General features: G+C 72.6%; 13 protein-coding genes. 6 read left to right on the top strand and 7 right to left on the bottom strand.

Annotated elements, in window-relative coordinates:
• Positions 1-38: 38 nt before the first annotated feature.
• The gene (locus IRX98_RS17380; protein WP_224278894.1) at positions 39-998 is read right to left on the bottom strand and encodes a helix-turn-helix transcriptional regulator; all 960 of its coding nucleotides are present in this window, start codon (positions 996-998) and stop codon (positions 39-41) included.
• Between the two features lie 63 nt (positions 999-1061).
• Here IRX98_RS17380 and IRX98_RS17375 point away from each other — a divergent pair, with 63 nt between their 5' ends.
• Positions 1062-2081: an ATP-binding cassette domain-containing protein gene (locus tag IRX98_RS17375; protein WP_224278892.1), complete on the top strand. Its 1020-nt coding sequence runs from the start codon at positions 1062-1064 to the stop codon at positions 2079-2081.
• Positions 2078-2827, top strand: a complete 750-nt coding sequence (locus IRX98_RS17370; RefSeq protein WP_224278889.1) for an ABC transporter permease — start codon at positions 2078-2080, stop codon at positions 2825-2827. The genes IRX98_RS17375 and IRX98_RS17370 overlap by 4 nt, the downstream gene beginning before the upstream one ends.
• 100 nt (positions 2828-2927) lie before the next feature.
• On the opposite strand, the gene purL is transcribed toward IRX98_RS17370, so the two are convergent.
• The 3 genes from purL to IRX98_RS17355 are packed head-to-tail and all read right to left on the bottom strand — an operon-like array spanning position 2928 to position 6904.
• A complete protein-coding gene (gene purL, locus IRX98_RS17365) occupies positions 2928-5240 on the bottom strand; it encodes a phosphoribosylformylglycinamidine synthase subunit PurL (RefSeq protein WP_224278886.1) in 2313 nt (770 codons plus the stop codon).
• A 10-nt stretch (positions 5241-5250) separates the two neighbouring features.
• Positions 5251-6519: a hypothetical protein gene (locus IRX98_RS17360; protein ID WP_224278884.1), complete on the bottom strand. Its 1269-nt coding sequence runs from the start codon at positions 6517-6519 to the stop codon at positions 5251-5253.
• 1 nt (position 6520) lies between these two features.
• On the bottom strand, positions 6521-6904 hold the full coding sequence (locus tag IRX98_RS17355; RefSeq protein WP_224278882.1) for a hypothetical protein: 384 nt from the start codon (positions 6902-6904) through the stop codon (positions 6521-6523).
• A gap of 148 nt (positions 6905-7052) precedes the next feature.
• Between IRX98_RS17355 and IRX98_RS17350 the strand changes: the two genes are divergently transcribed.
• The 3 genes from IRX98_RS17350 to IRX98_RS17340 all read left to right on the top strand — a co-directional run bounded on the left by IRX98_RS17350 (position 7053) and on the right by IRX98_RS17340 (position 9986).
• Entirely contained in the window at positions 7053-8123 is a 1071-nt protein-coding gene (locus IRX98_RS17350; RefSeq protein WP_224278879.1) for a type VII secretion target, read from the top strand.
• Positions 8120-8521 carry a hypothetical protein gene (locus IRX98_RS17345; protein WP_224278876.1) on the top strand — a complete coding sequence of 134 codons (402 nt, stop codon included), beginning with the start codon at positions 8120-8122 and terminating at the stop codon, positions 8519-8521. Before IRX98_RS17350 ends, IRX98_RS17345 begins: the two co-directional genes overlap by 4 nt.
• Before the next feature lie 112 nt (positions 8522-8633).
• Entirely contained in the window at positions 8634-9986 is a 1353-nt protein-coding gene (locus IRX98_RS17340; RefSeq protein WP_224278874.1) for a glycoside hydrolase domain-containing protein, read from the top strand.
• 6 nt (positions 9987-9992) lie between these two features.
• Here IRX98_RS17340 and IRX98_RS17335 read toward each other — a convergent pair whose 3' ends face one another.
• Genes IRX98_RS17335 through purS form a run of 3 tightly spaced genes read right to left on the bottom strand, consistent with a single transcriptional unit; the run spans position 9993 to position 11385 of the window.
• The gene (locus IRX98_RS17335; RefSeq protein ID WP_224278872.1) at positions 9993-10439 is read right to left on the bottom strand and encodes a DUF3817 domain-containing protein; all 447 of its coding nucleotides are present in this window, start codon (positions 10437-10439) and stop codon (positions 9993-9995) included.
• On the bottom strand, positions 10436-11104 hold the full coding sequence (gene purQ / locus IRX98_RS17330; protein ID WP_224278870.1) for a phosphoribosylformylglycinamidine synthase subunit PurQ: 669 nt from the start codon (positions 11102-11104) through the stop codon (positions 10436-10438). The genes IRX98_RS17335 and purQ overlap by 4 nt, the downstream gene beginning before the upstream one ends.
• The gene (gene purS, locus IRX98_RS17325) at positions 11101-11385 is read right to left on the bottom strand and encodes a phosphoribosylformylglycinamidine synthase subunit PurS (protein WP_207082949.1); all 285 of its coding nucleotides are present in this window, start codon (positions 11383-11385) and stop codon (positions 11101-11103) included. Before purS ends, purQ begins: the two co-directional genes overlap by 4 nt.
• Before the next feature lie 148 nt (positions 11386-11533).
• Here purS and IRX98_RS17320 point away from each other — a divergent pair, with 148 nt between their 5' ends.
• Complete coding sequence (locus tag IRX98_RS17320; RefSeq protein ID WP_224278868.1) at positions 11534-11893, top strand: DUF72 domain-containing protein; 360 nt, start codon at positions 11534-11536, stop codon at positions 11891-11893.
• Positions 11894-11902 lie beyond the last annotated feature (9 nt).

Here is an 11902-nt window from a genome sequence, read left to right as displayed (position 1 = left end):
GGTTCGGAGCCGAGCGGCGAGCGGCTGGGTCGGCGGCCTCACGCGGGGACCGCGCCCACCCGCGAGAACCGCACGCCCACCTCGGCCACCCGCTCCGCCAGCTCGGGCGGGGACTCGACGGTGAAGTCGGCGCCGGACGCGGCCAGCACCATGACCGGCCAGTCGAGGTCGTCGACGTTCATCTCCAGGACGCAGCCGTCACCGTCGGGGATCACGGTCCCCCAGCGACCCACCGACGCGGCGAGGTCGTCGGCGCCCATCGCCAGCCGCACGCGTACGGCGTGGCGCTGCGGCATCCGACGGATGCCCTGCTGCACGAAGGCGAGGGCGTCTGCGGCGGGGAGGTCGCGCGGGCGGAACCGCTGGCCGGTGGGGTCCGGCGCGGAGATGCGGTCGAGGCGGAAGCTGCGCCAGTCCGCGCGGTCGCGGTCGTACGCCACGAGGTACCACCGCCGCCCGAGCGAGACCAGCCGCAGCGGCTCGACCCGGCGGTGGGTCACCTCGGCCTCGCGTGCGGCGTAGTCGAAGCGGAGCAGCTCGCTGTCGCGGCAGGCCTGCGCCAGCGTGGTGAGCACGGCGGCGTCGAAGACCGGTGCGCCCTCCCACGGCGCCGGCGCCTCGGTCTGCGAGGCGACCGCGTCCATCTGCCGGCGCAGCCGCGGCGGCATGAGGGAGAGGACCTTGGAGAGCGCCTGGACCGACCAGCCGTCCATGCCGGCGACCGCGCCGGCCGCCGCCGTACGCAGCCCGACGGCGATGGCGACCGCCTCCTCGTCCTCGAGCAGGAGCGGGGGCAGCGAGCCGCCGGCGCGGAGCTGGTAGCCACCGGCGGAGCCGCGCACCGCGTCGACGGTGTAGCCCAGCTCGCGCAGGCGGTCGACGTCGCGGCGCAGCGTCCGCGGGCTGACCTCGAGCCGCTCGGAGAGCTCCGGACCGGGCCAGTAGCGGTGGGTCTGGAGCAGGGACAGCAGCCGCAGCATCCGCGCACTCGTGCTCATGCCGTCCAAGATAGGTCTTCATGCGGACAGGAACTGACCGCATGGCTCCCTAGCGTCGTCCGCATGACCCATCACAACCACACCGGACCGGCGATCGTGACCCGTGGCCTCACCCGCCACTTCACCTCGCGCAAGCAGACCGTCGAGGCCGTCACCGACCTCGACCTCGAGATCGGGCAGGGCGAGCTGGTCGCCTTCCTCGGGCCCAACGGGGCCGGGAAGTCCACCACGCTCCGCATGCTCACCACCCTCATCCCGCCCACCTCCGGCTCGGCGAGCGTCGCCGGGCACGACGTGGTCACCGGCCAGCGCGACGTACGCCGTGCCATCGGCTTCGTCGGCCAGGGCAACGGCGCCGGCCAGCGCCAGCTCGGGCGCGACGAGCTCGTCAGCCAGGGCCGCGCCCACGGGCTCTCCCGCGCCGACGCGCACCGGCGGGCCGAGGAGCTCGTCACCGACCTCGACCTCGCGGCGGTCGCCGACCGCAAGGTCTCCTCGCTCTCCGGCGGCCAGAGACGGCGCCTCGACATCGCGATGGGGCTCGTGCACCTTCCGCGGGTGCTGTTCCTCGACGAGCCGTCGACCGGGCTCGACCCGCAGAACCGGGCCAACCTCCAGCACCTCGTCCAGCGGCTGCACGCCGAGACCGGGAGCACCGTCGTGCTGACCACCCACTACCTCGAGGAGGCCGACGCCCTCGCCGGTCGCGTGATCGTGGTCGACCACGGCCGCGTCATCGCCGACGACTCCGCGGCCCGCCTCAAGAGCGGGCTCGGCGATCTCGTGCGGGTCGGGTTCTCCTCGCCGGCGGACGCCGCCCGGGCCGCCTCCCGCCTCGAGCGGGTGCCGGACTCCCGCGTCGAGGTCGACGATCTCTCGGTGGACCTCCGGGTGAGGGACGGCTCCGCGATGGTCGGTGAGCTGCTGGCGGACCTCGGCGCGGACGGCGTACGCCCCACACGGGTCGAGGTCGCGCGCCCGACCCTCGACGACGTCTTCCTCGACCTCACCGGCCGCAGCCTGCGCGAGGCCCAGTCCACCCCGTCCGACACCACCCCCCTCGAGAGCGAGGTCGCAGCATGAGCACCTTCGTGAGTGACACCGTCAACGTGATGAACCGCGAGCTCAAGCCGGTCTGGCGCGAGCCGCTCGCCGTCGTCTTCGCGATGATCCAGCCGCTGGTCTTCCTCGGCCTCTTCGCCCCCCTCCTGCCCGAGATGGCCGGCAGCGGGTCCGCGTTGCAGTGGTTCGTGCCCGGCATCGTGGCGATGACCGCACTGATGGGCGCCTCCTTCACCGGCTCCAACCTGATGGAGGAGATGCAGTCCGGCTCGCACGAGCGTCAGCTCGTCTCCCCGCTCGGCCGCCCGGCCCTGCTCGTCGGGCGGGCGCTCAAGGAGGTCGTGCCGATGCTGATGCAGGTCGCGATCATCGTGGCCGTCGTGACGCCCTTCAGCTTCGACCTGCACCTCGGCGGCGTGCTGGCGGGCGCCGCGCTGCTCTCGCTCTTCAGCATCGGGGTCGGCGCGCTGTCGTTCGCCCTGGCGCTCGCGTCGAAGGGCGAGGACTGGATGTTCTGGACGATCCAGCAAACGCTGCTCTTCCCGACGCTGCTCACCGCCGGCGTCCTGCTCCCGGTCGAGGGTGCGCCGCGCTGGCTGGAGATCGTGTCGATGCTCAACCCGATGACGTACGTCGTCGACGCGACCCGCGCCCTCTTCGCGGGCACCTGGCCGGCGGACGTCGTCGCCCAGGGTGTCGCCGGGGCCGCGGTCGTGGCGGCACTCGGGCTGCTGGTCGGCGTACGGGCGATGCGGCGCTCGAGCTGAGCGCGAGCTTCCGGTCCCGAACTGGAGCCTCCACCCCGAAACTTCGGGGTGGAGGCTCCAGTTTCCCCGGGTACCCGGGGAACGCAACGAAGGGGAGAGCTCAGTCCCCGAGCACCGCAGGCAGCGTCGCCTGCCAGGCAGCCTTGACCTCGGCGACCGGGACGTCGAAGACGCCCTCGACCGAGATCGTGTCGCCGCCGGTGCGGCCGAGGGATGCGACGGGTACGCCGTGGCGCTCGGCGAGCGCGGCCAGCGCGTCGGCCTGCTCGTCGGTCACCGTCACCAGCACGCGGGCGGTGGACTCGGAGAAGAGAGCGACGAAGGGGTCGTCGGAGACGCCGGCCAGCGACACCGAGACGCCGATCCCCCGACCGAAGGTCGACTCCGCCAGCGCCTGCGCCAGGCCGCCGTCGGAGAGGTCGTGGGCGCTGGTGAGGACACCGTCGCGCGAGGCGTCCTGCAGGAGCGACGCGAGCGCCTGCTCTGCGGCGAGGTCGAGCCGGGGCGGGAGGCCGCCGAGGTGGCCGTGCACGACGTGGGCCCACTCCGAGCCGGAGAGCTCCTCACGGGTCTCGCCGAGGAGGAGCACCTGCTCGCCCGCGGCGGCGAAGCCGGTCGGCGTACGACGCGTGACGTCCTCGATGACACCGAGCACCGCGACCACCGGGGTCGGGAGGATCGCGGTCTCGCCGGTCTGGTTGTAGAGGCTGACGTTGCCGCCGGTGACCGGGATGCCGAGCTCGAGGCAGGCGTCCTTGAGACCGCGGCAGGCCTCGGCGAACTGCCACATCACGTCGGGGTCCTCGGGCGAGCCGAAGTTGAGGCAGTCCGAGACCGCGAGGGGACGCGCGCCGCCGGTGGCGACGTTGCGGAACGACTCGGCCAGCGCGAGCTGGGCACCGGTGTAGGGGTCGAGCTTGGCGAAGCGGCCGTTGCAGTCGGTGGAGACCGAGACGCCGAGGTTGGTCCCGGCGTCGACGCGCACCATGCCGGAGTCCGCCGGCTGCGCCAGCACCGTGTTGCCCTGGACGTAGCGGTCGTACTGGTCGGTGATCCAGGACTTGTCGGCGAGGTTCGGCGACGCCACGAGCCGCAGCAGGGTGTCGCGCAGCTCGTCGCCGGACGACGGGCGGGCGAGCGCCTCGGCGCCGTCGGCCTGGAGCGCGTCCTGCCAGGCGGGGCGGGCGAAGGGACGGTGGTAGGTCGGGCCGTCGTGCGCCACCGACCGCGGGGGTACGTCGACCACGCGCTCGCCGTGCCAGTCGATGTGGAGCCGGCCGGTGTCGGTGACCTCGCCGACCACGACGGCCTCGACGTCCCACTTCTCGCAGATCGTCATGAAGGCCTCGACGTCGCCGGGCTCGACGACCGCCATCATCCGCTCCTGCGACTCGCTCATGAGGATCTCCTCGGGAGCCAGCGTCGAGTCGCGCAGCGGCACCCGGTCGAGCTCGACGTGCATGCCGCCGTCACCGGCCGAGGCCAGCTCGGAGGTGGCACAGGACAGCCCGGCGCCGCCGAGGTCCTGGATGCCGGCGATGACGCCGGCGGCGAAGAGCTCGAGGGTGCACTCGATGAGCAGCTTCTCCATGAAGGGGTCCCCGACCTGGACGCTCGGCCGCTTGGCCGGACCGCCCTCGTCAAAGGTCTCGCTGGCCAGCACCGAGACGCCGCCGATGCCGTCGCCGCCGGTGCGGGCGCCGTAGAGCACGACCTGGTTGCCGGTGCCGGAGGCGTTGGCGAGGTGGAGGTCCTCGTGGCGGAGCACGCCGACGCAGAGCGCGTTGACCAGCGGGTTGCCGGCGTAGGTCTCGTCGAAGACGGCCTCGCCGCCGATGTTGGGCAGGCCGAGGCAGTTGCCGTAGCCGCCGACGCCGGCCACGATCCCCGGCAGCACGCGGGCGGTGTCGGGAGCGTCGAGCGGGCCGAAGCGCAGCGGGTCCATCACGGCGACCGGACGCGCGCCCATGGCGAGGATGTCGCGGACGATGCCGCCCACCCCGGTGGCCGCCCCCTGGTAGGGCTCCACGAACGACGGGTGGTTGTGGCTCTCGACCTTGAACGTCACGGCGTAGCCCTGACCGATGTCGAGCACACCGGCGTTCTCACCTATGCCGGCGAGCATCTTGCCGACCGGCGTCGTCTGCGGGATCTCGCCGAACTGCTTGAGGTGCACCTTGGTGGACTTGTAGGAGCAGTGCTCGCTCCACATGACGCTGTACATCGCGAGCTCCGAGCTCGTCGGCCGGCGTCCGAGGATCTCGCGGATCCGGGCGTACTCGTCGGCCTTCAGGCCCAGCTCGGCCCACGGCTGGTCCCGCTCGGCGTCGGCCGCGGCGATGGCGACCGTGTCGAGGGTGCCGGAGGCGCCGGAGGTGGTGGATGCGGACCGGTGGACGCTCGTCTCGGGCACGACCCCCAATCTACCGCCGCGGCTCCCCGGGCTCCTCGCCGGGCGCATAGTGGACGACCGTGATCGCTGCGGGGCGCTCGGCGTCGTCCTCGTCGGGGACGTCGAGGTCGCCCTCGAGCTCGACGTCGACGTCCCTCTCGTCAGTGGCGCCGGGGTCGCGCCCGGCATCCCGCTCGCCGCCCCGCTCGGCCTCGCGCTGCGCCTTCCGGGCGGCCCGCTCGGCCCGCTTCTCCTCGAGCAGCGCGCGCTTGGCCTCCTTCTCCGCATCCCTCTCAACGTCCTGACGGGACGCGCCGCGGTCCGCCGGATCGCCGACCCGGGGGACGGCCCTGGCGCCCCTGGCTGCGTGGGCGCCCGCTGCGGCCGAGCCCGATCCGCGCGAGGCGCCGTCGTCGGGACCGTCCAGGCGCGGCGTCGCCAGCCGGCGCGAACCGGCTCGACCGCCCGTCACCTGGCGCGACGCGCCGCCGGCCCGGGCCCCCATCGCGCCCGCCGCCATCCCGCCGATCATCGGCGTGCCGCTGCTCGCGGAACGCCGGCCCGCCCCGCGCCGGCCGAGAAGCGCACCGGCGGCCCCCGCGACCGGCGCGAGACCGGTGGACGCGAGGCCGGTGAGGTCGGGCACGGACACGGAGACCGACGCGATCGGGGGCAGGGCTCCCACGCCTGTCTGGGCAGATCCGGGGACCGAGGTCGACGGCACCACCATCGTGCCGACCCCGAACTCCTGGCCGTCGCCGCCCCAGCCTCCGGGGAAGTCGCCGCCGGCGAGCTCGGTGAGCCGGGAGCGTACGTCGACGAGCTCGGCGCGTGCGGCCCGCAGCCGGGCGCTCTCCTGGTCCAGCGACAGCGTCAGGCGGCCACGGATCTCCTCGGCCTGCAGCTGGCCGCGGTCGACCTTGCCGCGGTCGTCGTCCTCCGAGGGGTGGAAGACGAGGTGGCGCGACTCGCCCACGACCTCGTGGGGAATGACCGCGACCGTCGTCCAGGCCTGGTCGAGCTCCTTCTGCGAGGAGGTGACGATCGAGCTGATCGTGCGCAGCGACAGCGAGACCTGCCCGGCCAGCGCGGTGAACCGGTCGAGGTTGACCAGGACCTGGCGGCGGTGCTGGTCATAGCTCTCCGCGGCCGCCGCGTCCCATCCCTCCGTCGCACGCCGGGCCGCCTCCACGAGCTCGTCGCCGTGGCGCGCCATCCGCTCGGCGATCCGGGTCCACATCTCGGCCGCCTCGTCGAGTGGGCGCACGTCCGCACGCAGCTGCCAGGGGTGGGCGGGCACGTCAGCTCCCCCTCGGTCCGCGGGGTCCGCCGTCGAAGCCGTCGAGCGCGACGTGGTGGGCCGCACGCTCGAGCTCGGCCGCGACGGCGTCGTCGGCCCGGACCGCGTCCTGGGCCGCGTCGACCAGACCGGCGACGCCCAGGCCCAGGGTCTGGACCAGCGCGGCCACGACCTCGCCCGCGTCGGCCAGCGAGTCGGCGTACGACGTGGAGACCGCGAGCGCGCCGGCTGCGTCGCCCAGCCCCTCGCACGCGGCGGCGAGGTCCGGCAGCGCGGTGCTCCAGTCCTGGGCCATCGACCTCAGGACGCTCTCGGACGTGGCGGCGAGCTCGACCAGCCTGGTCGGCTCGACCTGCATCAGGGACCGCTTGCCGCTTCCGCTCACCCCAGCGGGATACCCGCGACCCGGTGGGCCAAACACGTCGTCCCGGCGTCTGTGGGTAAACAATTCTGTGGACGCGGTTTCGCAGCGGCGCGTTCGGGGAAGCAGGCCAGCACGGAACCCACCCCCGGGAACGCCTCCAGGAGCCGCGATGAACGCCGTGATGACCGTCGACCTGTCCGAGCTCGACGCCTGGTCCGCACAGGTCCAGCGCGCGAGCGACGACCTCACCGGGATCGCCCGCAACGGCGGCCACAGCCTGGTGCAGACCGACTTCGGCCCGATCCTGGAGACGATGATGGGCGCCTACAACGCCCTGCTGCCGTCGGTGAACCAGTCGCTCGAGGACAACGGCACCGGCATGCGCGACCACGCCGAGGCCCTGCGCGCCACGGCCCGCGACTTCACGCTCACCGAGGACGGGGTCGTACGCCGTCACAACGCGCACGGTGTCGACGCCCGTGACGGGTCGAGCAGCTTCTTCGACGTCGCGGAGACCACGATCCGGCGCGCGGCGCCGACCGAGACGAGCCTGCCGCAGATCAGCTTCGGCTTCCCCTACGACACCGTGTGCGACCTGGTGCGCATGCTGACCGGCTTCGACATCCGCGCCGAGCTCGCCGAGAAGATCGGCGGCGACGTGGTCGGCGCCTCGATGCAGGGCTCGTCCTTCGGCAGCCTCGGCACGTCGATGAAGGGCGTGGCGGCCAACCTGCAGAGCGGCGGCCAGACCATCTCCAAGACCTGGCAGGGCGGCGCGGCCGACGCTGCGGTCGGCCAGATCGGCACGTGGGTCGCCTCCCTCGACACCCAGGCCGCGCAGCTCGTCCAGATGGGCCAGAACGTCGTCCAGATCTGCCGCGACGCCTGGCAGACCGCGCTGGCCGTCGTGCAGTGCGTGAAGTCGGCCGTGCAGACCGTCTCGGCCGCGCTCGCGACCATGAGCATCCCGGGCGTCGGCTGGGCGCGCGTCGTGCAGGCGGTCTTCCAGGCCTTCCAGGCCGTGATGAAGGCCTACCAGGCGATCATGAAGCTGATCAACATCCTCAAGCAGGTCAAGTCCTTCATCGAGACGGTGAAGAACTTCTTCGACGGTGACAAGGCGCCCGTCTCCACGGCCACCGCGCCCACCGCCACCGGCGCTCCGGGCAGCGTCACCCGGGACCCGCGCTCGGTCGCCACGCCCACCGTCGGCCAGCGCCCCGTCGCCGTCACGGCATGAGCGAGGAGCTGCGCAGCCAGGCCGAGATCCTGGCCGCCATCGCCGGGGCGCGTGAGGACCTGACCACCGGTCTCGCCGACCTGCAGGCGACGGTGGAGGAGCTCAACTCCCGTCCGTTGCTCACCGACGAGGAGAAGCAGGCCCTCGAGGAGCAGGCCGAGTCCGGCGAGCTCGGTGAGGACATGCGCACGCTCGTCGGCAAGATCAAGGACGGCGAGGACACGTGGGAGCAGGTCTTCTCGGGCGAGTCCCCCCACGGTTCGCTGCTCCAGGGCCACCTGACGCGGATGTTCGAGGAGCACAAGGAGGACATCGCGCTGGCCTTCGAGGAGCTGATCGAGGCCGAGGAGGCCAAGGGCAACTTCCTCTTCGACGAGGTGCCCACCAGCGAGGCGTGAGCCGCGGGCTGCGAACTACACCCCTGTAGTTCGCGGGAAGGCCTGTGACGGGTGTGACTGGTGTGATTCGCTGGCCTCCGCCACCACGCTCGCCCGACCCGCCGGAGCCCCCATGCGTCGCCTGCCCCGTACGTTCCTCGCCGCCGCGACGCTCGTCCTCGCCGCACCGCTGGCGACCCTCGTGCCAGCCGTCGCCGCGGACCCGCCGGCACCGCGCCTGGCCTCGCAGCGCCAGGTCGCGCTGGCCACGCCCGGGGACTTCACCGGCTACGGCTTCGACCAGTGCGTCGCGCCCACCCAGAAGGCGATGGACACGTGGTGGCGCAAGTCCCCCTTCTCCGCCGTCGGCATCTACATCTCCGGCGACTCGCGCGCCTGCCGCACGCAGCCCAACCTCAGCCCCACCTGGGTCGCCACCCAGGTCGCGCGCGGCTGGCGGCTGCTGCCCATCGCCCTGGGCCCCCAGGCCTCCTGCCAGCCGCGTTTCCCGCGCTACGCCGACGACTTCAGGATCAGTGCCACCCCCACCGGCGGCTACGCCAAGGCGGCCCAGCAAGGCGCGGCCGAGGCCGACAAGAACGCCGCCGACGCGACGGCGTACGGCATCGGGCCGGGCAGCACGATCTGGTACGACCTCGAGGGCTTCGACCTCACCAACACCCACTGCCGCGAGTCGGCGCTCGTCTTCACCAGCGCCTGGGTGAGCCGGATCAAGGCGCTCGGCTACGTCGCCGGCTTCTACTCCAGCGCCAGCTCGGGCATCAAGATGCTCGACGACGCCCGCACGAAGCGCCCGGGCCAGTTCGCGTTGCCGGACCGGATCTGGATCGCGCGCTGGGACGGCGTGGCCAACACCTCGACGACCTACATCCCCGAGGACGGCTGGCGTCCCGGCGGCCGGATGAAGCAGTACCTCGGCGGCCACAACGAGACGTGGGGCGGCGTCACGATCAACATCGACAGCAACTTCATCGACCTCGGCGCCGGCTCCGTCCCCGCACCCGAGGCTCGCTGCCCCGGCACCCGGCTCGGGTTCTGGAAGTACCCCACCCTCACGCCGTCGGCCGCCCAGCGCACCCGGGTCAAGGTCCTGCAGTGCCTGCTGACCGAGCAGGGCACCTACTCCGGGCCGGTCAACGGCTCCTACGACGCAGCGACGGTCGCGGCGGCGCGCGCCTGGCAGGCGAAGCGGAAGTTCACCCCGACCGACACCTTCGAGAAGCGGCACTGGACCGCGCTGCTCGCCGCCGGTGCCCGTACGACGGTCAAGCGCGGCTCGGTCGGCGAGTCGGTCCACCGGCTCCAGCGGGCACTGAACGCAGCCGGGGCCGGGCGGTTCCGGGCCAGCGGCGTGGTCGATGCGAAGACCGAGGCTGCCCTGCGGGCCTACCAGCGCCGTCTGCGCATCCCCGTCTCGGGCGTCGCGACCCGCCAGACCTGGAACAAGCTGCAGCAGGGTCGCTGAAGCCGATCAGGCGGGCGGGCCGAGGACCAGCGCCACGCCGGTGAGGCCGGCGACGGCCACCAGCCCGACGAGCAGGCCCTGGGCCGGACGGCGCAGCAGCCACGCCGTGATGCGCTCGACCGGACCAGTCGGCTGCTCGCTCCGCAGGCGCCAGTGCTCACCCAGGAGCCCGGTGCGCTCGGCGTACCTCTCGAAGGGGATCGTGGCGAACGGCGGGACCGCGGCCACCAGCCCCAGCGCGAGGCGACCCAGCGACCACTTCTGGTCGACCGCGACGAGCACGGCGGCCAGGCAGTAGGCCACGAAGACGACGCCGTGGACCATGCCGAAGACCTGCACGCCGAGCTCGGTGGTCTCGGTGACGTACTTGAGGAACATGCCCGTCAGGAGGAGCGCCCAGGTGACGGCCTCCGCGAGGGCGGCGGTGCGGAAGAGCCGGCGGGGGGTGATCATGCGAAAGCGCGCTCGACGAGCGAGGTGAAGAACCCGAGCCCGTCGGTGCCGGGACCCGTGAGGTCCTCGACCGCGTGCTCGGGGTGGGGCATCAGGCCGACGACGTTGCCGCGCTCGTTGGAGATGCCGGCGATGTCGCGCAGCGAGCCGTTGGGGTTGTCGTCGAGGTAGCGCGCCACGACGAGGCCCTCGCCCTCGAGCCGGTCGAGGGTGGGCTCGTCGGCCACGAAGCCGCCCTCGCCGTTCTTGAGCACGATCGTGACCTCGGCGCCGGCGGCGTACGCCGATGTCCACGGGGTGTCGACGCGCTCGATGCGCAGACGCTGGTCACGGCACACGAACTTGCGGTGGTCGTTGCGGATGAGCGCGCCGGGGAGCAGGTGGGACTCGCAGAGGATCTGGAAGCCGTTGCAGATGCCGAGCACCGGCATGCCCTTGCCCGCAGCCTCGATGACCGAGGTCATCACCGGCGCGAAGCGGGAGATGGCACCGCAGCGGAGGTAGTCGCCGTAGGAGAAGCCGCCCGGCAGGACCACGGCGTCCACGCCCTTGAGGTCCTCGTCGCCGTGCCACAGCGCGACCGCCTCGTTGCCGCCGATGGAGACCGCGCGGCGCGCGTCGACGTCGTCGAGCGAGCCGGGGAAGGTGACGACGCCGACCTTCATGCGCGACCGGCCTCGTGGGCCACCTCGGACACGGAGTGGTCCTCGACGTGGACCTCGTAGTCCTCGATCACCGGGTTGGACAGCAGCGTCTCGGCGACCTTGTCGATCTCGGCGAGCACCGCGTCGGTGATCTCGCCGTCGACCTGGAGCTCGAACCGCTTGCCCTGGCGGACGTCGGTGACGAGGTCGAAGCCGAGGCGGGGCAGCGCACCGAGCACCGCCTTGCCCTGGGGGTCGAGGATCTCGGGCTTGGGCATGACGTCGACGACGACTCGGGCCACGGGGTGCTCCTGGGTGACAGCTGGGTGACAGATGGAGGCGGGCGAGGTCGATTCTAGTGAGCCGCCGCGCGGGCGCGCCCGGCGGGCATGACGATGGACCGACGGGGTACGCCCACGACGGAGCCCGACACTGTGCGAGGAGGTCGCCATGGCGAGGATCGGCATCTCCGGTTGGCGCTACGCCGGCTGGCGCGGGCAGTTCTACCCGCCCGGGCTGCCGCAGCGTCGCGAGCTCGCCCACGTCGCCGGGCTGCTCACGACCGTCGAGGTCAACGGGTCCTTCTACTCGCTGCAGCGGCCCTCGAGCTGGCGGGCGTGGGCGGCGGAGGTGCCCGAGGACTTCGTCTTCGGGGTGAAGGGCCCGCGGTTCATCACGCACATGAAGAAGCTCTTGGGCTCAAGGGCTGGATGCAACACCTCTGATCTGAGGGGTGTCCTGTGCGTCGCAGCCGTGTGTGTCCGATGTCGGTCCGGGTGGAGTTCTGGGCGCTGGTCCGTGAGGGTCTGACCGTCGCCG

This window comes from Nocardioides lacusdianchii (genome assembly GCF_020102855.1).
GTDB lineage: Bacteria > Actinomycetota > Actinomycetes > Propionibacteriales > Nocardioidaceae > Nocardioides > Nocardioides lacusdianchii.
This window is presented reverse-complemented; position numbering and strand designations above follow the sequence as displayed.